Origin of the sequence: Pseudomonas sp. ICMP 3272 (assembly GCF_001466905.1) — a bacterium.
In the GTDB taxonomy this organism is placed as follows: domain Bacteria; phylum Pseudomonadota; class Gammaproteobacteria; order Pseudomonadales; family Pseudomonadaceae; genus Aquipseudomonas; species Aquipseudomonas amygdali.
This window is the reverse complement of the sequence record NZ_LKEK01000064.1, coordinates 14568-39329: the sequence shown is the minus strand read 5'-3', so window position 1 is coordinate 39329 and position 24762 is coordinate 14568. Positions and strand designations below refer to the sequence as shown.

Sequence of the window (24762 nt, the reverse complement as noted above, 5' to 3'; positions counted from 1 at the left end):
CATGATGCTCAGCGTCAGCTTTTGCGCCGCACCGTTTGCTCGGGAGAAGACGCGGAGCGTCCAGAAAGGCATACCCACGCGGAGCATGGGCACGATAGCGTTCTTGCGGACAGCGCTCGTTCCTCACGCTCCAGCGTGGGAATGCCGTTCATGACGCTCCGCGTCATCGGTCTGGGCCTTCACACCGATAAATGCAGCATCCGGTCGCCCTGTACATTTTCACCCGGTCTGCGTTTGTTGACTGCCAGCTCGCCAATCTTGATCAAACGCGTACGCGTGACGTTGCGGGTCAGGCCCAGCAGGCTGGCGGTGTGTACCTGGTTGTGGTGGCAGTAGCGATACGCGGTCCTGAGCAGCGTGTCTTCGACCTTCTCGTGCAAGGCTCCCGCCTGTTCTTCAAACAGCTTTTGAAACGCCCGATTGAGTAACTGCTCGGCTGATTCGTCAACCGGATTCTGCTCGTCCTGACGCTCGATTCTCAGGTTCGACAGGCGCAGGTCATCACGCTGAATCACGCCTTCGCGGCACACCAGCAAGGTGTGATGAATAACGTTTTCCAGCTCGCGAATATTGCCCGGCCAGCTGTAGGTCTTGAGCTTGTGCTCGGCTTCGGCGCTGATGCGCACCGGGCCATGGCGCAGACGCTGGCTGTAGACCTCGATGAAATGCCGGGCCAGCGGCAGGATGTCGCCGGGCCGCTCGCGCAGCGGGCTCAATTCCAGATTGACCACGTCCAGCCGGTAGTAAAGGTCCTCGCGAAAATGCCCGGCATTGATGGCCTTTTCCAGTTGTACGTTGGTGGCTGCGAGCACCCGCACGTCAATCGGCACGCTCTTGCGCGAGCCCAGGCGGACCACTTCACGCTCCTGAAGCACACGCAACAGCTTGACCTGCAATGTCATGGGCAGGTCGCCGATTTCATCGAGAAACAGCGTGCCGCCGTTGGCCTCTTCGAACCAGCCGGCTTTGGCACTGATCGCACCGGTGAAAGCGCCTTTCTCGTGGCCGAACAACTCGGCCTCGATCAGGTTCTCGGAGAACGCGCCGCAGTTGACCGCCACGAACGGCTTGTCGCGGCGCGCACTCAGTTCGTGGACGTGCCGTGCAACCAGCTCCTTGCCAGTGCCGGTTTCACCAATGATCAGTACGCTGGCATCGCTGGGCGCCACCTGACGCACGTGAGCGAGCAGATCTTTGGACTTGGGGTCTTCGAACACCTGCGCAGTGGCTCTGATCGAGGTCGCCAGCGCAGGCGAGTGCGGTAAGGTCAGCAGTTGCCCTGACATCACTTGGCCTGCGGGGGCAGATCGTTGGCGATCATTTCGCCGAACGGGCCCGTCAGGTTGGTGATGCCGCGCCCGGCGAGGCTGGCGTAAGGCTCAGGCAGCAGCGGGAAGACCAGTTCGGCAAAGCGGTACGCTTCTTCCAGGTGCGGGTAGCCCGAGAAAATGAAGCTCTCGATGCCCAGGTCTGCGTATTCCTTGATGCGTGCCGCGACTTCCTGCGGGTTGCCAACCAGTGCCGTGCCAGCTCCGCCCCGAACCAGGCCCACACCCGCCCACAGGTTGGGCGCGATTTCCAGGTTGTCGCGGCGTCCATCATGCAGCGCAGCCATACGGCGTTGCCCCTCGGAATCAAAGCGTGAGAAAGACTTCTGGGCCGCAGCGATGGTTTCGTCGCTGATGTGCTCGATCAGCGTGCTGGCGGCTTTCCAGGCCTCTTCACTGGTTTCGCGCACGATGACGTGCAAGCGAATGCCGAACTTCACGGTACGACCCTTGCGGGCTGCCCGTTCACGTACATCGGCCAGCTTTTGGGCCACAGCTGCCGGAGGTTCGCCCCAGGTCAGGTAAACGTCCACCTGATCGGCCGCAAGGTCATGCGCGGCATCGGAAGAGCCACCAAAGTACAGCGGCGGATAGGGCTTCTGAATCGGTGGATAAAGCGCCTTGGCGTTCTGCACGCGCAGGTGCTTGCCTTCGAAATCGACTGCTTCGCCCTGGAGTACGCGACGCCAGATCTTCAGGAATTCGTCGGTGACTTCATAGCGTTCGCTGTGATCGAGGAAGCTGCCATCGCCACGGTTTTCGTCCGGGTCGCCACCAGTCACCACGTTGATCAGCAGCCGGCCGCCGGATAAACGATCCAGCGTGGCCGCCATGCGTGCCGAGACGGTAGGGGAGATGATGCCCGGACGGATTGCCACCAGATACTTCAGACGCTCGGTCAATGGCACCAGTGCCGAGGCGATGACCCACGAGTCTTCGCAAGAGCGACCGGTCGGAATCAATACCCCGTAATAGCCCAGGTCATCGGCGGCCTGTGCCACCTGTTTCAGGTAATTGAGGGTGACCGGACGTGCGCCCTTTGTCGTGCCCAGATAATGGCCGTCGCCGTGAGTCGGAAGAAACCAGAAAACGTTCATGACAAATCCTTGGGAGTGATCAGCTGAGTGAAAGCTGACGGGACCAACTGTTGGTTTGCAGACAGTTCACCAACAGCGTTCGGGGTGGGGCCATTTATAGAACGTCTGATTTATTCCGCAAAAGAACGTTAAACCATATTTTTAGATCTTAAACGCATATGTAACCTGAAAATTCCTGTTCCTTTTTGTACGAGCCCTTCTAGTACAAGGCTTTGACGGCTGCAGGCATCCCTTTAATACAGCTCGCATCAAGAGCCAAAACGTTGACAGCCAGATCGCCAGGATGAAAAACGCTTTGCGCCTGCGCGGGTTTTCCGGCGCTCGTCAGGCTGGCGAAACTTTTCTTCGACGGGTCCAGTCACTTTTTCAGGATCAACAGGAGTCAGACCATGGCAAGGGCAATCTGGAAGGGCGCAATCAGCTTCGGGCTGGTGCATATACCGGTCGCACTGGTGTCGGCGACAACGTCAACCAGTGTCGACTTCGACTGGCTCGACAAGCGCAGCATGGACCCGGTCGGCTACAAGCGAATCAACAAGGTCACCGGCAAGGAGGTGACCAGCGAAAATATCGTCAAGGGCGTGGAGTACGAAAAGGATCGTTATGTCGTACTCAGCGAAGAGGAAATTCGCTCGGCGCACCCCAAATCGACGCAGACCATCGACATATTCGCCTTTGTCGACAGCCAGCAGATTCCTTTGCAAAACATCGACACGCCTTATTTTCTGACCCCGGATAAACGCGGCGAAAAAGTCTATGCGCTGCTGCGCGAAACCCTTGTCGACACCAAAAAGGTGGCACTGGCCAATGTTGTGCTGCATACCCGCGAACACCTGGCGGCGGTCATGCCGCTGGAGTCGGCGCTGGTCATGGTGATCCTGCGCTGGCCCGCCGATGTGCGTGAACTGGACACATTGGAACTGAGCGACGCAGTGACGGACGCACAGTTGAACAAGAGCGAACGCGACATGGCCAAGCGTCTGGTCAAGGACATGAGCGCCGACTGGCAGCCTGAGCAGTACCGCGACACTTTTCAGGACAAGATCATGCACCTGGTCAAAACCAAGGCAGACGAAGGCGAGATCGAGGATGTCGAGACGGATCCGGCCGAGGAAGAGCGCAAAAGTGCCGACGTCATTGACCTCACCGACTTGCTGCGACGCAGCCTGGCGGGCAAGGGTGGCGCCAGTAAAGGCAAAGCGAGCAAGCCCGCAGCAAAAGAAAAACCTGCTGACAAGGCCGCAGCCAAGCCCAAGCGGCCCGCCGCCCGCAAGAAAACCAGCAAAGCCTCTTGAGCCAGACGGAGACACCGGACATGGCCAAGCCCGCCAGTGAATACACGCGCAAGCGCAATTTCGCCATCACCTCCGAGCCTGCCGAAAGCAAGCGCAAAGGCAAGTCTTCGTCCAAGGCCAAGGCGCTGGGTTTCGTGATTCAGAAGCATGACGCACGCAACCTGCACTACGACTTTCGACTGGAGCTGGATGGCACGCTCAAGAGCTGGGCGGTACCCAAAGGACCGAGTCTGGACCCGAAGCAAAAACGTCTGGCAGTGCATGTTGAAGACCATCCGCTGGACTATGCCGATTTTGAGGGCAGCATCCCGAAAGGGCAGTATGGCGGCGGTGATGTGATTGTCTGGGACCGTGGCGTCTGGCAGCCGCACGGTGATCCGCAAAAAACCTATGAGGAAGGCAAACTCAAATTTACCTTGGTCGGCGAGAAGCTCAGCGGCGACTGGGCGCTGGTGCGCACGCGGCTCACGGGCAGCGGCAGCAAGGAGCAGTGGCTGCTGATCAAAGAAAAGGACGCCATTGCGCGACCTGCCGCCGAATATGACATCACTCTGGAGCAGCCGCAGAGCGTGATCAGCGGCGCGCACGTAGGGGCAGGGCGTGCAGCGCCAGCGAAGCCAAAGGCCAGCGCCGCAAACGAAAAAGCCAAAGCCGCTGCGGCGAAGCCTGCGCGCAAACCCGCGCAAAAGAAGTCGAAAACGGTTTTCCCGGAAACCCTTTCGCCGCAACTGGCCACGCTGGTGGATGCACCGCCAGCGGGTGACTGGCTGTATGAGATCAAGTTCGATGGCTATCGCATTCTGACCCGCATTCAGGGCGACGAAGTGCGCCTGTTCACCCGTAACGGCCACGACTGGACCGAACGGCTGCCCGAACTGGTCAAGGCGCTCAAGGGCCTGAAATTGCAAAACAGTTGGTTCGACGGCGAAGTGGTGGTCCTCGACGAGCAAGGGCTGCCCGACTTTCAGGGTTTGCAGAATGCCTTTGACGCAGGAAACAGCAAAAACATCCTGTATTACCTGTTCGACATGCCGTTCCTGAGCGCGGAGGATCTGCGGGAAGTACCCCTTGAGCAGCGCCGCGACGCCTTGAAACAAGTGCTCGGTGCCCAGCGCAGTCGCTTGCTGCGTTATTCGGATGCGTTTCAGGCCGGGCATCAGGATATTGTGGAAAGCGCTGCGGCAATGGGCCTGGAAGGTGTCATCGGCAAGCGGGCCGGCAGTGTTTATATCGGCAAGCGCAATGCCGACTGGATCAAACTCAAATGCCGGTTGCGTCAGGAACTGGTGATCGTCGGGTACACCGCCCCGCAAGGCAGCCGCTCCGCATTCGGGGCCTTGTTGCTGGCGGTCAATGAAGGCGATGACGGGCTGGTCTATGCCGGGCGGGTGGGCACCGGCTTCAGTGAGGTGACGCTTGAACAGCTTTATCAACAACTCAAACCGCTGCAGCGCAAGGATTCACCGCTGGCGAAAAAACTGACCTCGGCTCAGGCCCGCGGCGTGCAGTGGGTAGAGCCGCAGCTGGTCTGTGAGGCGGAATTCGCCCAGTGGACCCGCGAAGGCATTGTGCGACAAGCCGCATTTGTTGGGTTGCGCAGTGACAAGCCTGCCAGTGAGGTGGTGCGCGAAGACGCTCAGCCCGCCAGGGTTGCCAGCCAGACCCGAACGCAATCGACATCGGCAGCGCCACGTTCAGGCAAGAAAACCGCTGCCGGCAAAGGCAAAGTGGACGTGGCGGGCACGGGCATCAGCCATCCGGATCGGGTGATCGACAGCAAGACCGGCACCAGCAAGGTCGAACTTGCGCAGTTCTACGCGTCTATTGCCGAATGGATTCTGCCGTATCTGAACAAGCGTCCTGTGGCATTGTTGCGTTGCCCGGAAGGCATCGACGGCGAGCAGTTCTTCCAGAAGCACGCCGAGCATCTTGCGATTCCACACATCAAACAGCTGGATCGTGCTCTGGACCCCGGGCATGCCGCGCTGATGGAGATCGATTCATTGCAGGCGCTGGTCGGTGCCGCGCAAATGGGGGCCATCGAGTTGCACACCTGGGGCGCTACGCGTGACAGGATCGAAACGCCGGATCATTTTGTCCTGGACCTTGATCCCGACCCGGCGCTGCCCTGGCGCAGCATGATCGAAGCCACGCAAATGGTGCTCGCCGTTCTGGAGGAACTTGGGCTGGAAGCTTTTCTCAAGACCAGCGGCGGCAAGGGCATGCACATCATCGTGCCATTGGCGCGGCAGGCTGACTGGGACACGGTTAAAGCCTTCGCCAAGGCTATCGCCGAATTCGTCAGCCGTCAGTTGCCCGAACGCTTCACCGCGACCATGGGGCCGAAAAACCGGGTAGGGAAAATTTTCATTGATTACCTGCGCAACAGCCGTGGCGGCAGCACCGTAACTGCGTATTCGGTGCGCGCCCGGCCAGGTTTGCCGGTCTCGGTGCCGATTGCTCTGGATGAACTGGCAGGCCTGAAATCCTCGGCGCAGTGGGACATCACCAACCTTGAGCAGCGTCTAAAGAAACTTAAGGCCGACCCGTGGGCAGGCTACAGCAACCGCCGCAAAATCACGCAGAAGATGTGGAAGCAGTTGGGGGCGAAACGGCCCTGACTCACCCTGTTTCTTTGGTTGTACGGCCGACATGCCAGGCATGTCGGCCTCAGGCGTGAGGGTCAGAGTATCCGGTACAGCAATCGCTCGACCCGCACACGGCTGACGCGCTTGAGGAATTTGCGTACCCCTTCGGGATAATTGGCCAGTGTGTCGAGTTCGTCATACTGGTTGACGCGTTGGGTGTTGCGCATCAAATGGGCGATTTCCGCCTCGCGCGTTTCGCTCCACTGGCCCTGCGGATCATCGATCAGCAAGGCGTTTTCCAGATCAAGATTGAAGGCGCGAGGGTTCAGGTTGTTGCCTGTCAGCAGCGTATAGCGCTGATCGACCCAGATGCCTTTGAGGTGGAACGTATTATCGCCGTGTTTCCACAGGTGCACGTTGAGGCGGTTCTGCGCGATTGCCTTCTGATGCTTGTGGGCAAAGCGTCGCAGGCTGATTTCATACAGATAGGGCAGGGCCGAGATCACCTTGAACGGCTCGTCCGGGTCGATGAAGAAGTCGTTGGCGGTTTTGTCACCAATGATGATATCGACCTGCACACCGCGCTTGAGCGCCCGATTGATTTCGCGGGTGACCGCCACCGGCAGGTTGAAATACGGCGTGCAGATGGTCAGCTGGATCTTGCTCGAGGCGATCAGGTCGCAGATGGCACGATTCAGATTGTTACGCGGCCCGACGCCCAGCAGCGGAATCACCCGCAGCTCGCCGTTTTCCTTTTCGCCTGCTGAAGTGTCGTACGCAGCGCGTTTCAGGTCCGCACGAAAAGCGCGAATCTCGCTGCGAATGCTGCGCGAGCCAGGTGGCGATTGCAGGTCGAGGCGGTGCACAGCCGGTGAAGGGAGTATTTCGCGCTGCACCAGATTCTGGAAAGCGTCGGCCAGCGGCGCGCTTTCGATCAGGTGGTAACGGTCCAGGCGGTATTTGTCGAGCTTGTGCAGGTAGACGTTGTTGATGCTTGCGCCACTGTAGATCACACAATCGTCGATCACGCTGCCCTTGAGGTGCAGCACGCCGAACAGCTCACGGGTTTGCACCGGCACGCCGTAGATCGGCACTTCTTCATCGTATTCAAGGTTCTGCGCCTGATACCAGGTCGAGTTGCCCGGTTGCCGCCCGGCACCGATCAGGCCCCGCTGCGCGCGGAACCAGTCAACCAGCACCACGACATCCAGCTCAGGCCGTGCAGCCTTGGCCGCGTACAGTGCGTCGAGGATCTCCTGACCAGCTTCATCCTGTTGCAGATACAACGCGATGATATAGATGCGCCGGGTGGCCGAAGCGATCCTTTCCAGCAGACAGCGCCGATAGTCGGCGGCAGAAGGAACAATGGAGATTGCATCGCTCGGCAAGGCAAAACCACGAAGTGCTGCCAGTGTCGAGCGTGGGAAAGTGGACTGCATAGGCCTCTCGATGGGAAAACCAATAGCGCTTGAGCTTACACGAGAGTCGCACTCAGGTGGCTGTCCCCGAGCTGTTTCAAAGCATTGCTGTGTGAGACGTAGCAATGAGCGTTGGTTATGTGACACCCTGCACATAAATTAATGATAAGCATTCCCAGTAACATATGGTAGCATTTCGCATCCACTGAGTCGGTCATCTCCAGGAAGGTTTCTTCCGATCTCGCTCATCTCGTCAGCAGGACCTTTTCATGCACACCCCATCGATCCCGATGCGCCTCACGTTGCTCGCATTTTGCTGTTCCATTGGTTCTCCGGCCTGGGCCGCTACTGCTGCCGCCAGTCAGCAGGAAGGCCCGATGGTTCTCGGAGAGACCGATATCAGTGCCGACAAGGCCGACCCGCACGCGCTACCGCCCGTGTACGCAGGCGGGCAAGTGGCTCGTGGCGGGCAGTTGGGCGTTCTGGGCAATGCCGACGTCATGGACGTGCCGTTCACCATGACCAGCTACACCGAACAATTGATCGAGGACCAGCAGGCCGAAGACATCGGCGATGTGCTGCTCAATGATGCATCGGTTCGCCAGTCAAGCGGCTATGCCAACGCCTCGAAGATCTTCGTCATTCGTGGCCTCAAACTGACCACCGATGATATTTCCTACAACGGCCTCTACGGCGTGCTGCCGCGCCAGATCATCTCCACCGATGCGCTGGAGCGGGTTGAGGTTTTCAAAGGCCCCAATGCCTTTATCAACGGCGTAACACCGACCGGCTCCGGTATTGGCGGTGGCGTTAACCTGCAACCCAAGCGCGCGCAGGACACGCCGACACGGCGTTTTACCACCGACATCAGCAGCGACGGTCGGGTCGGCGAGCACCTGGACCTCGGCCAGCGCTTTGGCGAAGGCAATCGATTCGGCGCACGCCTCAACCTGTCTCAGCGCGAAGGCGAGACCGGCGTTGAAGACGAAGAGCATCGCAGCAAGCTGTTCGCGCTGGGGCTTGATTATCAGGGTGACAACTTCCGTCTTTCCGGCGATTTTGCCTACCAGAAGCAGCGCATCAATCAGAACCGCAACATGGTGTTCGTTGGCAGCGGCCTGACCCGCGTGCCGCATGCGCCGGATGCCGACACCAATTACGCGCCGAACTGGACCTGGACCGAAACCGAAGACACCTTCGGCATGAGCCGGGCCGAATACGACCTCAACGATGACTGGACGCTGTACGCCGCAGCCGGTGCCAAGCACACCCGTGAAAACGGTATCTATGGCTCGCCGACCATCAATGACGCCGCAGGCAACATCACGGCGTCACCGTCTTCCATCCCGCATGACGAAGACAACAAGACAGCCATGGCCGGTATCAACGGCAAGCTGCAGACCGGCGCGGTCAGTCACAAGGTCAACTTCGGTTTGTCCGGCATCTGGACCGAGCAGCGCAGTGCCTACCTGTTCGGCAGTCCGGCTGGCAGCAACCTGTACAACCCAGTGGAAACAACACGTCCTGCGCTGGACAGCTTCTCGGGTGGCGATCTCAGTGATCCCGGTATCGTCGGCAAGAGCCGTATGCGCAGCGTAGCGTTCTCCGACACGCTGGGCTTTTTCGATAATCGCCTGCTGCTGACCGCAGGCCTGCGTCGCCAGCAACTGCGCGTCCAGGGCTACGACTATGGCAGCGGCCCGCGCAACGCACTGTATGACGAGGCAATCACCACGCCGGTCTACGGGCTGGTGTTCAAGCCTTGGCGCTATGTGTCGTTCTATGCAAACCGCATTGAAGGCCTTGCGCAGGGGCCGACGGCGCCGAGCACCGTGACGATCAACCCTGGCGAGGTGTTCGCGCCGGCGCGTTCAAAACAGATTGAAGCGGGCGTGAAGCTGGACATGGGTACCTTCGGTGCAAGCCTGGGTGTATACCGCATCGAACAACCGACTGATGGCTACCAGATTCAGGATGGCAGCGGAACGCGCTACGTCCGTGATGGCGAGCAGCGCAATCGTGGCGTGGAAATGAACGTGTTCGGCGAGCCTGTCAGCGGCCTGCGTCTGCTGGCCGGTCTGACCCTGATGGACACCGAGGTGAGCGGCACGTCGGGTGGCAGCAACGATGGCAACAGGGCCATTGGTGTGCCGACCTTTCAGTTCAATGCGGGGGCCGACTGGGATGTGCCAGGCATCACGGGCGCAGCTATCAATGCGCGCATGCTGCGCACCGGTGGGCAATATGTCGACGCTGCCAACAACCTGAGCATTCCGACCTGGAACCGTTTCGATCTGGGCGCGCGCTATACCTTCAACGTTGCGCAAAAGGACGTCACGCTGCGTGCCAACGTCGAAAACCTGATGAACAAGGATTATTGGGCATCGGCCAATGGGGGTTATCTGACTCAAGGCGAGCCACGCACCTTGAAGCTGTCCGGGACCATAGATTTCTGATGAGTCGGTGGCTGGCCGCATCGCAGGATGCGGCCAGCCAGTCGATCAGTAGCCGTTACGCTTCAGAATCGTCTCGATGCTCTCTTTCGCTGGCCGTCCGTAGAACTTCAACAGTTCGGCGGTGCGGTTGGTGAAGAAACCGTCAACCCCGTCATTGCTGATCCGCTTGAAGTCCTCTGCGTCGTCCACCGTGTAAGGGTGGATCACCATGCCTTTCTCGTGGGTCAGGTTGTTCATCCAGGGTTTGACCAGGTCCATGTAGCTCTGATCGCCACCCTTGGCCAGTTGCGAAGAAGGGCCGGTGCCGATCGCACCATGAGCCTTGGCCCAGTCAATCCACTTCTGGAATTCCTCCGGAGACTTGACCTCCTGCGCTGCGTAGTAGCTGGCCTTGTCCTTGGCCCCCGAGTCTTTGAACGCGACGCTGGATTTAGGCTCTATCGAGCCTTCGCCAATCCATAGCAGCATGACCTTGGGCACTTTCGGCATTTCTTTTTGCAGCAGCTCCAGGCTCTGCTTCTCGAACGTCTGCAATACCACGCGCCCCGGCATGTGCGCGACGTTCACATGACCAGCCGCTGCGGCCGGACGCTGAGCCAGCCAGCCACGTTTGGTCAGCACCTTTTTAAGGTCGGCTTCGACACCGGGAAACTTGTTCGGCACCTTGGTCTCGATGTACAGCCCAGGCTTGTTCGCGCCACCTTCGGCGATGTCGATGACCTCATCCAGCGTCAGGATCTGCAACCCGCTGTAGCTCGCACGCGCCCGGTCGGGGTAAGCCTTGTTGAACCATGAGCCGGCGTCCAGTTGCTTGAGCTCCGCCAGGGTGAAGGTGCTGACCGGGTCCTTGACCCGTGTCGGGAACACTTCGGCAATGTTGGTCGTACGTTCCAGTACGTCATCGTGGAGTGCTATCAGCACGCCGTCTTTGGTGCGCTGGATGTCCATCTCCAGATAGTCCGCACCCAGGTCGCGTGCCAGGGTATAGGCCGGAATGGTCTCTTCCGGAGCGTCGAACGAAGCTCCGCGATGGGCGATTACTGCTGGCCAGGGCAGACCGTATTTTTCGCTCAGCACCTTGCCCGGTGCATCCGCCGCCGCTGCCATACCGGATGACAGCATCAGGCCCGACATGACCGCTGCCGCCAGGAGGGTCTTTTTCAACAGGGTTGTGGTCGACAGAGTGGCGGAAAATCCTTGCATGGGCGGTTGGTTCCTTATGGATGGAAGGCGTTCTACTGCACCAGCCAATACCGTTACTGGTCACAGCGCTGCACGCAACGATAGCGCACTATCGCGTTGGCGAGGTTGCTTGTGCCTCAGTCTGTCCGGCAAATGCGTCCACTTTATGAACGCCTGGCGTTATCGCGAAAGGTTTTTTTCCAACGAGCGCCATTGGCTATGCACAAGCGCACCGAGTCGCGTTACTGTCAGCGTTTTGCTGACCGAACGGGAGTGCGCATGACAACGGTATTGGTGCTGGTGGAAAACCTGGACATGTATTTGCCGATTCTGGAAAGCAGCGGTTATCAGTTGATTCGTGCGCCGACGGCCGAACTGCGCGCCGAGGCAATTGCTGCACACGGGAAGAGCATCAGCGCCGTGATGACGCGTGGGCCACTGGGTTTTTTCGCCGAGGAAATGGATGCACTGCCGAACCTGCGCATCATATGCGTGAGCGGTGCCGGCTACGAAAAGGTGGATTTGCCCGCTGCGCAGGCTCGCGGCATCACCGTGACCAATGGTGCAGGCGTCAACGCCGCCACAGTGGCGGACCATACGCTGGCGCTGTTGCTGTCGCTGGTACGCGACATTCCGCAGGCCGATGCGTCGGTACGCCGTAGCGAGTGGCGCAAGGTGGTTCGACCGTCGCTGGCAGGCAAGCGCATGGGAATCGTCGGGCTGGGTGCGGTGGGGCTGGCGATTGCCAGGCGTGCAGCCGCGTTCGACATCGCTATCGGTTATCACAATCGCAAACCGCGCACCGACTGCGATTACACCTGGCACGCCACCGCACAGGCGCTGGCTGCAGAATCGGATTTCCTGATCATCGCCACGCCCGGTGGCAGTGGCACGCAGCACTTGATCGATGCCAGTGTGCTTGAAGCGCTGGGCCCTGACGGCTTTCTGGTCAACATTGCGCGTGCCAGTGTCGTGGATACCCATGCGCTGGTCAGTGCACTTCAGAACGAGCAGATTGCCGGGGCTGCGCTGGATGTGTTCGACGATGAGCCCGCTGTGCCGGACGTACTCAAAACGCTGGGCAATGTTGTGCTGACGCCCCATGTCGCAGGCCTGTCCCCCGAGGCATCGAGAGACAGTGTGCAAATGGTCAACGATAACCTGCTGGCGTTCTTTTCCGGGCAGCCGGTGCTGACGCCTGTGACTGGCTGAAGAAACGTGCAGCGTTGCATGCCAGGCATTGCTGCAATGCCCATTCTGCTGGTTTTGCTGCCTGTTTATAGTCCGCCCGGGTTATACGAAATCGAACAGGGAGCAGGGCATGGGCACAGTCAATAACATACGCAACACTTTGCAGATCGGGCTGGTGGGCGATTTCAACGCCGATGTGCCAGCCCATCAGGCCATTCCCCTGGCGTTGGAGATGGCGGCTGAAACCGTTCACGTGCCGGTCAGCTTCGAATGGCTACCGACGCCACAGATCGGCAGCGGTGCACGGCTTGGCGAATTCGATGGTCTGTGGTGTGTACCGGCCAGCCCCTACCTGGACATGCAGGGCGCTTTGACGGCCATTCGTTTCGCACGCGAGCGTCTCGTACCGTTTCTGGGGACGTGCGGCGGCTTTCAGCACGCACTGGTGGAGTACGCCCGCAATCAACTGGGCTGGGCAGACGCCGAGCACGGCGAAACTGCGCCGCAAGCGGCAAACGTCATCATCGAACCATTGAGCTGCTCGCTGGTTGAATCCGTGGCGGCGATTCATTTGCAACCCGACACGCTGATTGCCCAAGCCTACGGCACGCTGAATATCGAGGAGCGTTATCACTGCCGTTACGGTCTGCGTCGTGAGCTTGAGCAAGCGCTGTTCGGCGATGCGTTGAAAGTCAGCGGCTGCGGCCCTGAAGGTGAAGTGCGCAGTATCGAATTGCAGGGGCATCCGTTCTTCGTCGCCACATTGTTCCAGCCGGAGCGGGCTGCGTTGCAGGGCAGGTTATCTCCTGTGGTTGCTGCATTCGTCCGCGCTTGCAGCCAGGCCGCGCAGAGGAATCGATCATGATGGCAGCCCGCTTTCCCACTCCCTACTTTGCGGTGGTGTTCACCTCACTGCGTACGCCTGACGAGGGTCAGGCGTACGCAGACGCGGCGCAGCGGATGGTAGAACTGGCCAGGCAGCAGCCCGGCTTTCTGGGCGTGGAATCGGCTCGCGGCGAAGACGGACTGGGCATCACCGTGTCCTACTGGAGCGACGAAACCGCGATTCTGGCGTGGAAACAGCAGGCCGAACATACCGAGGTCCGTGAGCAGGGACGCGCGCGCTGGTATCAGGCGTTCACCGCGCGAATCTGCAAGGTCGAGCGTGATTACTCGCTCAACGGCTGACTATCAGGGCATTACCGGTGGCGTATAGACCAGCGTAGTGCCCAATGCCCAGAGCAGAAACAGCACCAGCGGCGTGTGGACCAGCAACTGCACGAACGAGAATCCGATCAGGTCACGTGCCTTGAGGCCCAGCACGCCCAGTAGCGGCAGCATGTAGAACGGATTGATCAGGTTGGGCAGCGCTTCGGCTGCATTGTAGATCTGCACCGCCCAGCCGAGGTGATACTGCAGGTCGTTGGCGACTTGCATCACGTAAGGCGCTTCAATGATCCACTTGCCGCCGCCCGACGGAATGAAAAAGCCCAGAATGGCCGAATAGACGCCCATCAGAATCGCGTAGGTATCGTGGGAGGCAATGCTGGTAAAGAATGTCGAGATGTAGTGCGCCAGGGTCTGCGCATCAGCGCCTTTGACTGTGGTCAGTAACGCAGCAATCGAACCGTACAGGGGGAATTGAATCAACACGCCAGTGGTGGTGGGTACGGCCCGCGCTACGGCATCGAGAAAGCTGCGTGGTCGCCAGTGCAGCAACGCACCGAGCATGATGAACAGAAAATTGTAGGTATTGAGCCCGGAGATTGCGGTGATCGCCGATTTGCTCGAAAACTCGCTGAACAGCCAGCCGACCCCCATCAGCACCATCAGGATGATCAACAGCGGGCTGTATTCCAGCCATTCGCCGGGCCGTGTGCGAGGTGCCAGTGGCGGCAGGCTGAATGCCGGGTCGACACCGCAGGCCTTGGCGTCCCGGGCGCTGTTCGGGCCAGGGGCGGTGGCATAGGCCACGATCAACGATATGACTACCAGCGCGGCGAGCATGACCCCGGATTGCCAGAGAAAGATGGTTTCAGTGAAAGGGATCACGCCGGTTATCGCCATAATCGAAGGCGGCAGACTGGCCGGATTGGCCTGCAACTGTGCAGCCGAAGACGACAGCCCCAGCGCCCAGACTGCGCCCAGCCCCAGATACGCGGCAGCACCGGCCGCGCGATAGTCCATGCGCAGGTCGGTACGGCGGGCGAGGGCGCGCACCAGCAGGCCGCCGAACACCAGTGACAGCCCCCAGTTGAGCAGCGAAGCCAGCATGGAAATCAGCGCCACCCAGGCCACCGCCGAACGACCGTTACGCGGCACCCGGGCCAGCCGGTCGATCAGGCGCACCGCGGGCGGCGAACTGGCCACGACGTAACCGCCGATGACCACGAAGGCCATTTGCATGGTGAACGGAATCAGGCTCCAGAACCCGTCACCGAACGCTTTGGCAGCCTCGGCCGGACGTGCGCCAATGGCCAGTGTTGCCAGTGTGACGATGACCACCGCCAGCGCGGCAAATACCCATGAATCGGGAAACCAGCGTTCAGCCCATGCGGCGCAGCGCAAGGCGAATCGGGCAGAGCGGCTTTCTTCTATGTTGGCGGCCATCGGGGGCACCTCTTTTTGTAATTATTATCGGGGAGTTACTTGAACAGCCGACTATTGCGGACGCAGAGTGTCCAGAACGAAAAATCCTGTGGGAACGACCGGTGCGGCAATCCGCATTGCTCGCGAAGAGGCCAGTACAGTCCCCGGATATCGGGTGTTTGAACCAACGTCTTCGTGAGCAAGCTCACTCCCACAGAGATTTGTATCCAGCCTGCTCGAAGATGCCTGAGTTCAGAAACTCATCTCGATCACATCATCCGGCACGATCAGTTTGCCTGCGGTTTTTGCCACGATTTCTTCTACGCTGACCCCCGGCGCACGCTCGCGAAGGATGAAGGCACCGTTGTCGATTTCCAGATACGCCAGGTCAGTCAGAACCTTGCGGATGCACGCCGCGCCGGTCAGTGGCAGGCTGCAGCGGGGCAGCAGTTTGGATTCGCCATCCTTCGAGGCATGGGTCATGGTCACGATGATGTTGTCGGCACCTGCCACCAGGTCCATCGCGCCGCCCATGCCTTTTACCAGCTTGCCGGGAATCATCCACGACGCGATATTGCCCTCGACATCCACCTCGAAAGCGCCGAGCACAGTCAGGTCTACATGACCGCCGCGGATCATGGCGAAGGATTCGGCCGACGAGAAAATCGACGCGCCGATACGCGCCGTAACCGTCTGTTTGCCGGCATTGATCATGTCAGCGTCTATGGTGTCTTCGGTCGGAAATGCGCCCATGCCCAGCAGACCGTTTTCCGACTGCAACATGACGTCGATGTCGTCCGGTACATAGTTGGCCACCAGGGTCGGAATGCCAATGCCCAGGTTCACGTAATAACCGTCCTTGAGTTCACGGGCGACGCGTTGAGCCATTTGTTCGCGAGAAAGTGCCATGGTCTGAAATCTCTTTGTTGTTGTATGGCCGAGCTGCTCTGTCAGGGTTTTCTGACGGTGCGCTGTTCAATGCGCTTTTCGAAGGTGCCCTGAATCACCCGGTCGACGTAAATGCCAGGCGTGTGGATCTGCGTCGGCAAAAGCACACCTGGCTCGACGATTTCCTCGACCTCAACCACCGTGATTCGTCCAGCAGTGGCTACTACCGGGTTGAAGTTCTGCGCGGTGTGACGATAGATCACGTTGCCGAAGTGGTCGGCTTTCCAACCCTTGACCAAGGCGAAGTCGCCGGTGATGGCCTCTTCCAGAATCACATTGCGGCCATTGAACTGCCGGGTTTCCTTGCCTTCAGCCACTGGCGTGCCATAACCGGTCGCGGTGTAGAACGCAGGTATGCCCGCGCCGCCGGCGCGCAGCTTTTCTGCCAGGGTGCCTTGCGGGGTGAGTTCAACTTCCAGCTCGCCGCTGAGCAACTGCTTTTCGAACAAGGCGTTTTCGCCCACGTAGGACGAAATCATTTTCCGGATCTGCCGGTCCTCAAGCAGGATGCCCAGGCCGAAGCCGTCAACGCCACAGTTGTTGGAAACGACGGTAAGGCCCTTGATGCCCATACGCTTGATCTGCGCGATGAGGTTTTCCGGAATGCCGCACAGACCGAAGCCGCCGCAGAGTACCGTCATGTCGTCGGTCAGCCCGGCAAGGGCTTCTTCGTAGGTCGTTACTCGTTTATCGAGTCCAGCCATGATGATCCGCCTTTTATAGTTGTTGACCGACAGTCGCACTGTCGGAGGATCGGGTGACTTGCATCTTCTCTCGGGGCGACTGATTTGTTAATTTTGTTTTTCTGATCAATTGATAAGAAAAGCAAATATATGAACGTCAAGCAGCTTCGGGCTTTTCTGGCGGTGGCGCAGTACCTGAGCTTCGCCCAGGCCGGGGAACGACTGAACATCTCGCAACCGGCGTTGAGCCTGACCATCAAGAGCCTTGAGGAGGATCTTGGCGGGCAATTGCTGACACGCACCACACGCAACGTCGGCCTGACACCCGAGGGCGAAACCCTGTTGCCGCTGGCGCGCCAGTTGCTGGCTGACTGGGACAACACCGAAGAGCTGCTGCGACAGCGGTTTACCTTGCAGACGGGCCGGGTTTCGGTCGCCGCCATGCCGTCGTTTGCCGGCAATCGATTGCCGGCAGCGCTGAAGGTGTTTCGCGGGCGCTACCCACGGGTCAATGTCGCGGTGCACGACGTGATCAATGAACAGGTGCTGGAGATGGTGCGTCACCGCCGTGTCGAGCTGGGCATCGGCTTTGAGCCCGAGTCGAACAGCGCGTTGTTGTTCACTCCGTTTTATATGGATCGCTTCGTGGCTGTGGTCTCGAAGGATTCGCCGCTGGCCGGGCTTGGCGAAGTGTCCTGGGCCGAGCTGTTGGGCGAAGACTTCATTGCCCTGCAAAGGCCTTCGGCTGTGCGTTTGCTACTGGAGCAGGCCATCGAGCCGATGCACGGCAAACTGGCGGTGGCGTTTGAAAGCCATCAGCTTTCCACCATCGGGCGCATGGTTGCCAATGGCCTGGGTGTCAGCGCGGTGCCGTCGCTGTGCATCGGGCAGATGCAGGAACTGGGTGCTTGCTGCATCGCGCTGGTGGAACCGCGTATCGAGCGTCGTATCGGCCTGATGATGCTGGCCGATCACAAGCTTTCCGCTGCGGCTCAGGCGTTGCGCGAGGTATTGATCGAGGATGCTCGCGATAGTCGATAGCGACTATCACGGCGGATGATTTTTGCTGCGTCGGGGGCGGGCGTAACCTTGCGTCATTCCTGAAACGAAGCCTGCCCCGGAGGCCCCAGATGAACCGTATGCTTGCCCTTGCGCTTGTCCTCACATTCACCGTTGCACTGCTCTCCGGCTGCTCCACCCACCATGCGGTCGAGCAGCGTCCCTTCAGCGCCGAAGAAAGCCATCAACTGGCGCTTGAAGACCTTAACCGGCGCGGCCTGTCGTTTGATGAATACCAGGCACGCAAGGCGCAATTGATGGCTGATCCGCAGGCACAGCAGGCGCGCGAATTCGATGATAAAGGCGAAGCAAGCGTTGACCTGAATGTGACTGGCCAGCAGCCACAAGGTTAACAGTCCGCTTTAAAAGAGTTTTTTATCAAACTGTACGGTAATAATTACCGGTCAACTGTCCGTGTGTTTCTTGCAGCGCCTTCTATAGGGTAAGTGCCTGACTCACTGATCTGGACAGGCTGTATGGTGCTCTCTTTCGATTTGCTTCTTGCCTTTACACTCTTCGCGTTCGTCACCTCTATTACCCCCGGCCCGAACAACATGATGCTGCTGGCCTCGGGCGTCAATTTCGGTTTCAGCCGTACGTTGCCGCACATGCTGGGTATCAGCATCGGTTTTTTTGTCCTGGTGCTGGCCGTCGGTTTCGGGCTGGGCAGTGTGTTCAAGGCATGGCCGCTTCTCTACACCATCCTGCGCTATGTCGGCGCCGCTTATCTGTTGTACCTGGCGTGGAAAATCGCCACGTCAGGTCCTGCCTCCGATAACGTCGACAGTCAGGGCAAGCCGCTGAGTTTCATGAGTGCAGCGCTGTTTCAATGGGTCAACCCCAAGGCCTGGATCATGGCGATTGGTGCCATTAGCACCTACACGCCGATGCAGGGCTATTTCTACAATGTGGTGGTGATCTCGGCGGTGTTTGCGCTGATCAACCTGCCCAGTGTCGGTATCTGGGCAGGCTTTGGCAGCCTGTTGCGCAATGTTCTGCGTGACCCGCTCGGGTTGCGCATCTTCAACGGCGTGATGGCGGTGCTATTGGTGGCCTCGTTGTACCCGCTGTTTGTCGAGCATTGATGCCGGGCTATAAAGCCAGCTGCAAATGCCCGCCGGCCTGCTTGTGACGTGCCTGCAAGCGACGTTGCAGGCCTTGATGGAAGTGCTCCAGCCCCTCATGCAGGCGCTCGGTGAGGATTTCGTCCAGGGTGCCGCCTTCTTCGTTGTCGTCGTAGCTGATCTGGGTATCGATGGCGAAGATGCCGTGCAGCACTTCCTGCGATTTGAGCGCCGACAGTACCGGTTTGAGGGCGTAATCCACGGCCAGCATGTGCGCGATACTGCCGCCGGTGGCCAGCGGCAGGACTACTTTGCCATGCAGTGCGCGCTCGGGGAGCAAGTCGAGCAGGGTTTTCAGTGCGCCTGAAAATGATGCCTTGTAGACCGGCGTACCAATCAGCAGGCCATCGGCTTGCCTGACCGCTTCGATAAATTCCAGCACTTGCGGGCTGTCGAAACGGGCAAAAAGCAGGTCCTCGGCATTGAAGTCGCGTATGCGCAGCGTGGTGACTTCCACCCCGTGGCTTTGCAACCAGCGGCTGGCATGGGCCAGCACTACGCCGGAACGGGATTTTGGGGAGGGGCTGCCGGAAAGTGAAACAACGAGCATATGGGATTTCCTTGCGATAAGCGTGTGTCTGTAAAGCAGCTTGTGTGCCAGCCTTCGCAAGGTCCGGTGATGGCCCGCAGGCATTGGGCTTGCGCGCTTTTCATACAGACGGTGCTGTGTTGCGATGCTGACGAAAAGCCAGCCAACTGTTGAACGACTGTTGCTCAGGCAACAGTTTCGCGTTGTTCGGCGGGCCAAAAAAATTCCCGCAAAACTGCTTGCAGGAAGATTTTCAAAGCGACGTCAAAGTCAGTTGCGGAACGCTGCGCCGGTCTGCACCACACTGGCCGAACCGAGCAACTGGCTGATGAATCGGCTCCAGCGGGTGATATCGGCCGGGCCGACAAATACCACGTCCTGCGCCTTGAGCTCGAACTGCCCCGCCAGCAGGTAGGCGGTGGGCTTCCTGGCATTGAGGTGGTAAACGGTGGAGGTCGCTTCGGCAAAGTTTTCCGCACCGCGTATCACATACACCGCATCGCCATCTGCGCTGTCCGGGCTGAGGCCGCCGGAGTTGCCCAGCGCCTCCAGCAACGTCAGGCGGGTGGTGCCGAAGGAGATCACTTGCGGGTTACGTACTTCGCCCAGCACGTAGATCTTGTTTCGCGAATTGCTGTTCAAGTGGAGGTAATCGCCATCCTTCAGGAAGATTCTGCTCAGTTGCGAGTCTCTGCGGTTCAGCGAGTCGATGTCGATCAAGTAATCGCGGCCATCGCGGCGCAGGGTCAGACCGGCCAGATTGGCATCGGTCAGGTCAACTCCCGCGACACTTACGGCCTGCACCAGGCTCAACGGAATGTTGGTAATGGGTTGCGGGCCGGGCACTTTGAAGGAACCGGACAGGAGTATTCGCTGACTGTTGTAGCGCAGCACTTTGACGTCGACCTTGACCTCGGTGTATTGCGGCGCCAGCCCCATGCGCAACTGCTCGCGCACTTCGCTCACCGTTCTGCCGCTCGCGCGAATTCGTCCGACGTAGGGGAAGTAGAGCGTGCCATCGTTGAGCACTTCCCGGGTGTTGGCATCCAGCTGGTCCTGCGAGCCTGGCGCAGTCAGTTCCGGGTGTTCGAACACGGTGACCAGCAAGGTATCACCAGCGCCGATCACGTATTCCGGAGTCTTGTAGTCAAGCAGCGCCTGCGGCAGTGCCTTGGCATCTGCGGTGGCGCGTTGTTGCTGTTGCTGAAGACTTTTCGGTGTGACCTCGACCAGTTGCGCCCGGGGTTCGTCTGGTTTAACGGTGGTAACGTCGTCCCGGGTCATGTGCTGCCCCGGGGCGAATGCGCAGCCTTGCAGCGCCAGGCTGGTGAGCAGTAAAGCAACTAACCTTGGATTCATTGGGTTTTTCCTTTCATGGCATTGCTCCTTTCTTTCGGCGTGTTCGTTCACTCAGCGGAAACGTCAGAAGGCGTTCTTGTTGACGAAGCCTTTGAACAGCGTCAGCAGAATGATTTTGAGGTCCAGCCAGATCGACCAGTGCTCGATGTATTCCAGGTCGAATTCCACGCGCATGCGCATCTTGTCGAGTGTGTCGGTTTCACCGCGCCAGCCATTGATCTGCGCCCAGCCGGTGATGCCGGGTTTGACCTTGTGGCGCAACATGTAGCCGCTGACCTGTTTGCGGTACTGCTCGTTATGGGCGATGGCGTGAGGGCGCGGGCCGACGATGGACATATCGCCGTGCAGCACATTGAAGAACTGCGGCAGTTCATCCAGCGAAGTGCGCCGCAAAAATGCCCCCAGCGGCGTTACCCGTGCGTCATTGCGCGTTGCCTGAAGCACCACATCGGCGTTTTCCTGAACGTTCATGCTGCGAAATTTCCAGACCATGATCGAACGGCCGTCCAGTCCGTAGCGGCGCTGGCGAAACAGCACCGGGCCCGCAGAGGTGAGCTTGATGGCCGCCGCGATGGCCAGCAGTGGCAGGGCGATCAGCAGCAGAATCAGACTGGACAGGACGATGTCTTCGGCGCGCTTTACCAGGCTCCAGGCACCGTCCATGGGCGAATCGAAAATGCTGATGCTGGCCAGGCCATTGATGCTTTCACTGCGGGCATGCAGCAGGTCGAACATGAACACGTCGGGAATCAGGTACACCGAGGCGGTGGTGTCGCTCAAACCGGTAATCAGCTCGCGCAATTGCGGCTCGGCACTGAACGCGAGGGTGATGTACACCTTGTCTAAACGGCCTGCACGGGCATCCTCTATCAACTGGTTCAGATCACCCAGCACTGGCAGACGGCGTTTTTCGCCCAGCAGATTCATCTGCTGCGGGTGCGAGTCGTAAAACCCCAGCAGGTTCAGCCCCATCCACGGCGCGAGGGAGATGGAGCGGGCCAGTCGCTCGCCGACCTGACCGGTCCCGACAATTACCACCCGGCGCGTATTGAAGCCGTGCCGACGCAGCGTGTGCAGGGCCAGGCGGATCAGCAGTCGATAGCCGCACAGCACCGCAAGCGCCAGGGCGAACCAGCTCATCTGGCCGTTATCGGGCAATTGCGTCTGGTTGAGCAGCAGGCTGTTCAGTGACAGCAGGGTGATGAAGGTCATCGCCCAGTAACTGAAAACCTTGGTCAATTCGCGCAGGATGCGCTCGCCACGCCATGAACCATATAGCTGGTGATATTCGCTGACCCAGTGAAATACCAGTACCGCGAGAATGATGTGCGACCAGGCCTCGGTGCTGTTGCTGACCTGCAGCCCGGTTTGCCAGTAACCGGTCAACACGATGATGATCAGGTCCAGTAGACGATGGGCGAGCGACAGCGCTGACTGATGGGCATGCAGAATGCCGCGGACGGAAGTGCGCATTGGAGGGCTCGCTCAGACGGTTTTTATGGGGATGACACGGCCTGGCAGTTCGCTACCCGAGACCGGCGATGGTTGGGCGACCCGGTGCGGGTGGGGCAGGCGGGCCAGATGCACCAGATGCGAGGTGGCCAGACGATTCTCGACGAAGGCTTTGATCTCCTGCTCGAAACGCGCCACCGAAAACCGTTCGGCGTTGGCCCGGCAGGCCTGCGGCGTGATGCGTGATTGCGCAGCTTCAAACTCGCCGATGGCGGCGCTCAGCGCTGCCACGGTTTGCTGCCGATAGAGCACGCCGGTCGGTTGCGGGTGATCCAGACCGTGCACGGTCTCCATGATGCCGCCCTTGCCGAACGCGATCACCGGCGTGCCGCAGGCTTGGGCTTCAACCGGGCTGATGCCGAAATCCTCTTCGGCGGCGAAGACAAACGCTTTGGCGCCGCGCATATATTCCAGCAATACCGCGCCAGGCTGGAAACCCAGCAGCGTTACATTGGGCGCCTGCCTGGCAATGGCCTGCGCCTTGGCCAGGTCCGGTCCGTCACCGATCATGATCAGGCGTTTGTCCGGCATGGCGACAAAGGCTTCGACGATCATTGGCATGCGCTTGTAAGGCACCATCCGCGAGGCACACAGATAGAAGTCCGCGCGCGCGCCGTGGGGGGTGAAACCGAGGGTGTCCACCGGCGGATAGATGACGGTCGAGTCACGTCGATACGCCTTGGAGATGCGTGCACCGATAAAGCCCGAATTGGCAATGAATGCGTCCACACCGGTCGACGTGCGTTGGTCCCAAAGGCGCATGTAATGCAGGACCAGGCGCGCCAGGCTGCCCTTGACTCCCTTGCCCAGTCCTGATTCCTGCAGGTACTGGTGCTGCAAGTCCCAGGCGTAGCGAATCGGCGAGTGCACGTAGCTGATATGCAGTTGGTCCGGGCCGCAAAGCACGCCCTTGGCGACTGCGTGACTGCTGCTGATGATCAGGTCATAGCCGGAGAGGTCCAGTTGCTCGATGGCCAGCGGCATCAGCGGCAGGTAGCGTGAATAATGTTTGCGTGCGCCGGGCAGCTTCTGGATGAACGTGGTTCTGGCTACCTTGCCGCGCAGCTGCGCGCGGTCCTGATCGCTGAGAAAGTCGATGACTGCAAACAGATCCGCATCGGGCCAGATGTTTATCAGGGAAGCAAGCACGCGCTCGGCACCGGCGTAACTCACCAGCCAGTCGTGGACAATAGCAATTCTCATGGGCGTTCCTTGCTGTAATGGCCCGCGCTACTGCGGATGCGACAGGGCGCATGCTGGCGTTGCTGTTGTGGGTTCAGGGTTTGCCGGCGGACGACTCGGGTACGACATGGCGCTTGCTCTGCGACGCAGGAGCAGACTCCAGCAGCGCATCGATACGCTGGGAAAGGCGTTGCGCGGAAAGGTCCCAGGAAAAACGCTGCACGTTATGCAACCCCTGAGCACGCAGCGCATTGCGCAACGGCGCATCCACCAGCACGCGCTGCATTGCTGCGGCCATGTGGCTGACGTCCAGCGGGTCGAAATACAATGCGCTGCCTTGCAGGACTTCCGGGATCGAAGCGGCATTGGCGGCCAGCACCGGGCAACCGCAGGCCTGGGCTTCAAGCGGCGGAATGCCGAACCCCTCGTAAAGCGAAGGAAATACGAACGCTGTGGCACCCTGATACTGGCTGATCAGCTCGGCATCGTTAAGTCGCCCCAGAAAGCGGATGCGCGGGTCACGGCAGGCGAGGTGTTGCAGGTCAGGGTCGGCGAACAGTGCGCTGGCAGCGCCGACAATATGCAGTTGCAGGTCGGTGTGGCTACGCAAACTCAGAAATGCCTGAATCATCCGGTTGAAATTCTTGTGTACGGCGGGTGAGGAAACTGCAAGCAGGTATCTCGGCTGATCGACAGGTGTCGGCCCCGGGGTGAATTCGTCACTGACCGCAGCGGGCACGACCAGCACCTTGTCCTCGGCGTAGCCATAGAACGAGGTTATTTCCCTTCGCGAGAAGCTGCTGCCGGTGATCAGCGTTCTGGCGCGTGACAGCAGAATCGGGGTGATGGTCCGATAGGCCAGGCGGAACAGCCGGGTGTAGCTTTGCGGATAGCGTACATAGGTGATGTCGTGGTGAGTGGCTATCTGATTGCCATAGAACATTGGCCCTGTGTTGCTGACCGAAATCAGCAGCGGGCTGCCTTGACGTTTCAGGTGAAGCGGCAGATCGATCTGTTCCCACATATGCCCGGTGGAATGACCGATGCATTGGGCCTCCAGTGCGCTGGCACAGTCATGCAGCCTGATAGTGCGCGGAGCGACGAATACCAGATCGTCGCGCAGCCGCTTCAGGGCTCTGCACATTTGCTCTGCGTAACGCTGTACACCGCTGACATCCTGGGTGAGGAACCGTGAATTGATGACAATCATCTCGAGCATCCT

General features: G+C 59.5%; 21 protein-coding genes. 9 read left to right on the top strand and 12 right to left on the bottom strand.

Translation table 11 applies throughout. The features are described 5' to 3' along the window. Nucleotides 1–179: 179 nt before the first annotated feature. Nucleotides 180–1286 (bottom strand): sigma-54 interaction domain-containing protein, encoded by a 1107-nt coding sequence (locus AO068_RS17910; RefSeq protein WP_058401886.1) that lies wholly within the window; start codon nucleotides 1284–1286, stop codon nucleotides 180–182. Next, entirely contained in the window at nucleotides 1286–2425 is a 1140-nt protein-coding gene (gene ssuD, locus AO068_RS17905; RefSeq protein WP_002554062.1) for an FMNH2-dependent alkanesulfonate monooxygenase, read from the bottom strand. Before ssuD ends, AO068_RS17910 begins: the two co-directional genes overlap by 1 nt. 389 nt (nucleotides 2426–2814) lie before the next feature. On the opposite strand from ssuD, the gene ku reads away from it, so the two are divergent. Both ku and ligD read left to right on the top strand, forming a co-directional pair. Then, complete coding sequence (ku, locus tag AO068_RS17900) at nucleotides 2815–3720, top strand: non-homologous end joining protein Ku (RefSeq protein ID WP_054072713.1); 906 nt, start codon at nucleotides 2815–2817, stop codon at nucleotides 3718–3720. Between the two features lie 20 nt (nucleotides 3721–3740). Further along, the gene (ligD, locus tag AO068_RS17895) at nucleotides 3741–6341 is read left to right on the top strand and encodes a DNA ligase D (protein WP_058409036.1); all 2601 of its coding nucleotides are present in this window, start codon (nucleotides 3741–3743) and stop codon (nucleotides 6339–6341) included. A gap of 62 nt (nucleotides 6342–6403) precedes the next feature. Here ligD and pssA read toward each other — a convergent pair whose 3' ends face one another. Further along, nucleotides 6404–7747 (bottom strand): CDP-diacylglycerol--serine O-phosphatidyltransferase, encoded by a 1344-nt coding sequence (gene pssA / locus AO068_RS17890; protein WP_058409035.1) that lies wholly within the window; start codon nucleotides 7745–7747, stop codon nucleotides 6404–6406. A 248-nt stretch (nucleotides 7748–7995) separates the two neighbouring features. Here pssA and AO068_RS17885 point away from each other — a divergent pair, with 248 nt between their 5' ends. Then, entirely contained in the window at nucleotides 7996–10182 is a 2187-nt protein-coding gene (locus tag AO068_RS17885; RefSeq protein ID WP_058409034.1) for a TonB-dependent receptor, read from the top strand. Between the two features lie 45 nt (nucleotides 10183–10227). Here AO068_RS17885 and AO068_RS17880 read toward each other — a convergent pair whose 3' ends face one another. Then, a complete protein-coding gene (locus tag AO068_RS17880) occupies nucleotides 10228–11385 on the bottom strand; it encodes a glycerophosphodiester phosphodiesterase (protein ID WP_058409033.1) in 1158 nt (385 codons plus the stop codon). 258 nt (nucleotides 11386–11643) lie between these two features. Here AO068_RS17880 and AO068_RS17875 point away from each other — a divergent pair, with 258 nt between their 5' ends. The 3 genes from AO068_RS17875 to AO068_RS17865 all read left to right on the top strand — a co-directional run bounded on the left by AO068_RS17875 (nucleotide 11644) and on the right by AO068_RS17865 (nucleotide 13743). Beyond that, nucleotides 11644–12576, top strand: a complete 933-nt coding sequence (locus tag AO068_RS17875) for a 2-hydroxyacid dehydrogenase (protein ID WP_058409120.1) — start codon at nucleotides 11644–11646, stop codon at nucleotides 12574–12576. Nucleotides 12577–12685: 109 nt separating this feature from the next. Next, nucleotides 12686–13420 (top strand): CTP synthase C-terminal region-related (seleno)protein, encoded by a 735-nt coding sequence (locus AO068_RS17870; protein WP_058409032.1) that lies wholly within the window; start codon nucleotides 12686–12688, stop codon nucleotides 13418–13420. Then, nucleotides 13417–13743 (top strand): antibiotic biosynthesis monooxygenase family protein, encoded by a 327-nt coding sequence (locus AO068_RS17865; protein ID WP_058409031.1) that lies wholly within the window; start codon nucleotides 13417–13419, stop codon nucleotides 13741–13743. The genes AO068_RS17870 and AO068_RS17865 overlap by 4 nt, the downstream gene beginning before the upstream one ends. Nucleotides 13744–13746: 3 nt before the next feature. Here the strand turns inward: AO068_RS17865 and AO068_RS17860 are convergent, their stop codons facing one another. The 3 genes from AO068_RS17860 to AO068_RS17850 all read right to left on the bottom strand — a co-directional run bounded on the left by AO068_RS17860 (nucleotide 13747) and on the right by AO068_RS17850 (nucleotide 16796). Continuing rightward, the gene (locus AO068_RS17860) at nucleotides 13747–15165 is read right to left on the bottom strand and encodes a short-chain fatty acid transporter (RefSeq protein WP_058409030.1); all 1419 of its coding nucleotides are present in this window, start codon (nucleotides 15163–15165) and stop codon (nucleotides 13747–13749) included. Between the two features lie 231 nt (nucleotides 15166–15396). Then, the gene (locus AO068_RS17855) at nucleotides 15397–16053 is read right to left on the bottom strand and encodes a CoA transferase subunit B (protein ID WP_005741198.1); all 657 of its coding nucleotides are present in this window, start codon (nucleotides 16051–16053) and stop codon (nucleotides 15397–15399) included. A gap of 41 nt (nucleotides 16054–16094) precedes the next feature. Then, a complete protein-coding gene (locus AO068_RS17850) occupies nucleotides 16095–16796 on the bottom strand; it encodes a CoA transferase subunit A (RefSeq protein ID WP_005744420.1) in 702 nt (233 codons plus the stop codon). A 129-nt stretch (nucleotides 16797–16925) separates the two neighbouring features. Between AO068_RS17850 and AO068_RS17845 the strand changes: the two genes are divergently transcribed. From AO068_RS17845 to AO068_RS17835, 3 genes are all read left to right on the top strand, one after another. Continuing rightward, nucleotides 16926–17816 carry a LysR family transcriptional regulator gene (locus tag AO068_RS17845; RefSeq protein ID WP_058409029.1) on the top strand — a complete coding sequence of 297 codons (891 nt, stop codon included), beginning with the start codon at nucleotides 16926–16928 and terminating at the stop codon, nucleotides 17814–17816. 89 nt (nucleotides 17817–17905) lie between these two features. Then, complete coding sequence (locus AO068_RS17840) at nucleotides 17906–18187, top strand: hypothetical protein (protein WP_058401896.1); 282 nt, start codon at nucleotides 17906–17908, stop codon at nucleotides 18185–18187. 123 nt (nucleotides 18188–18310) lie between these two features. Beyond that, a complete protein-coding gene (locus tag AO068_RS17835) occupies nucleotides 18311–18919 on the top strand; it encodes a LysE family translocator (protein ID WP_004661013.1) in 609 nt (202 codons plus the stop codon). A 7-nt stretch (nucleotides 18920–18926) separates the two neighbouring features. Here AO068_RS17835 and ssuE read toward each other — a convergent pair whose 3' ends face one another. From ssuE to AO068_RS17810, 5 genes are all read right to left on the bottom strand, one after another. Further along, nucleotides 18927–19508: an NADPH-dependent FMN reductase gene (gene ssuE / locus AO068_RS17830; protein WP_058409028.1), complete on the bottom strand. Its 582-nt coding sequence runs from the start codon at nucleotides 19506–19508 to the stop codon at nucleotides 18927–18929. Nucleotides 19509–19757: 249 nt separating this feature from the next. After that, nucleotides 19758–20846: a polysaccharide biosynthesis/export family protein gene (locus AO068_RS17825; RefSeq protein WP_058409027.1), complete on the bottom strand. Its 1089-nt coding sequence runs from the start codon at nucleotides 20844–20846 to the stop codon at nucleotides 19758–19760. A 63-nt stretch (nucleotides 20847–20909) separates the two neighbouring features. Next, nucleotides 20910–22319 carry an undecaprenyl-phosphate glucose phosphotransferase gene (locus tag AO068_RS17820; protein ID WP_058409026.1) on the bottom strand — a complete coding sequence of 470 codons (1410 nt, stop codon included), beginning with the start codon at nucleotides 22317–22319 and terminating at the stop codon, nucleotides 20910–20912. Nucleotides 22320–22331: 12 nt separating this feature from the next. Further along, entirely contained in the window at nucleotides 22332–23561 is a 1230-nt protein-coding gene (locus AO068_RS17815; protein ID WP_058409025.1) for a glycosyltransferase family 4 protein, read from the bottom strand. 73 nt (nucleotides 23562–23634) lie between these two features. Then, nucleotides 23635–24750, bottom strand: coding sequence for a glycosyltransferase family 4 protein (locus tag AO068_RS17810; protein ID WP_058401901.1), 1116 nt, complete (start codon nucleotides 24748–24750; stop codon nucleotides 23635–23637). Nucleotides 24751–24762: the final 12 nt, after the last annotated feature.

Coding starts and splice junctions, on each gene's coding strand:
- AO068_RS17910 (WP_058401886.1), bottom strand. CDS start 1,286: ATGTCAGGGCAACTGCTGACCTTACCGCACTCGCCTGCGCTGGCGACC.
- ssuD (WP_002554062.1), bottom strand. CDS start 2,425: ATGAACGTTTTCTGGTTTCTTCCGACTCACGGCGACGGCCATTATCTG.
- ku (WP_054072713.1), top strand. CDS start 2,815: ATGGCAAGGGCAATCTGGAAGGGCGCAATCAGCTTCGGGCTGGTGCAT.
- ligD (WP_058409036.1), top strand. CDS start 3,741: ATGGCCAAGCCCGCCAGTGAATACACGCGCAAGCGCAATTTCGCCATC.
- pssA (WP_058409035.1), bottom strand. CDS start 7,747: ATGCAGTCCACTTTCCCACGCTCGACACTGGCAGCACTTCGTGGTTTT.
- AO068_RS17885 (WP_058409034.1), top strand. CDS start 7,996: ATGCACACCCCATCGATCCCGATGCGCCTCACGTTGCTCGCATTTTGC.
- AO068_RS17880 (WP_058409033.1), bottom strand. CDS start 11,385: ATGCAAGGATTTTCCGCCACTCTGTCGACCACAACCCTGTTGAAAAAG.
- AO068_RS17875 (WP_058409120.1), top strand. CDS start 11,644: ATGACAACGGTATTGGTGCTGGTGGAAAACCTGGACATGTATTTGCCG.
- AO068_RS17870 (WP_058409032.1), top strand. CDS start 12,686: ATGGGCACAGTCAATAACATACGCAACACTTTGCAGATCGGGCTGGTG.
- AO068_RS17865 (WP_058409031.1), top strand. CDS start 13,417: ATGATGGCAGCCCGCTTTCCCACTCCCTACTTTGCGGTGGTGTTCACC.
- AO068_RS17860 (WP_058409030.1), bottom strand. CDS start 15,165: ATGGCCGCCAACATAGAAGAAAGCCGCTCTGCCCGATTCGCCTTGCGC.
- AO068_RS17855 (WP_005741198.1), bottom strand. CDS start 16,053: ATGGCACTTTCTCGCGAACAAATGGCTCAACGCGTCGCCCGTGAACTC.
- AO068_RS17850 (WP_005744420.1), bottom strand. CDS start 16,796: ATGGCTGGACTCGATAAACGAGTAACGACCTACGAAGAAGCCCTTGCC.
- AO068_RS17845 (WP_058409029.1), top strand. CDS start 16,926: ATGAACGTCAAGCAGCTTCGGGCTTTTCTGGCGGTGGCGCAGTACCTG.
- AO068_RS17840 (WP_058401896.1), top strand. CDS start 17,906: ATGAACCGTATGCTTGCCCTTGCGCTTGTCCTCACATTCACCGTTGCA.
- AO068_RS17835 (WP_004661013.1), top strand. CDS start 18,311: ATGGTGCTCTCTTTCGATTTGCTTCTTGCCTTTACACTCTTCGCGTTC.
- ssuE (WP_058409028.1), bottom strand. CDS start 19,508: ATGCTCGTTGTTTCACTTTCCGGCAGCCCCTCCCCAAAATCCCGTTCC.
- AO068_RS17825 (WP_058409027.1), bottom strand. CDS start 20,846: ATGAATCCAAGGTTAGTTGCTTTACTGCTCACCAGCCTGGCGCTGCAA.
- AO068_RS17820 (WP_058409026.1), bottom strand. CDS start 22,319: ATGCGCACTTCCGTCCGCGGCATTCTGCATGCCCATCAGTCAGCGCTG.
- AO068_RS17815 (WP_058409025.1), bottom strand. CDS start 23,561: ATGAGAATTGCTATTGTCCACGACTGGCTGGTGAGTTACGCCGGTGCC.
- AO068_RS17810 (WP_058401901.1), bottom strand. CDS start 24,750: ATGATTGTCATCAATTCACGGTTCCTCACCCAGGATGTCAGCGGTGTA.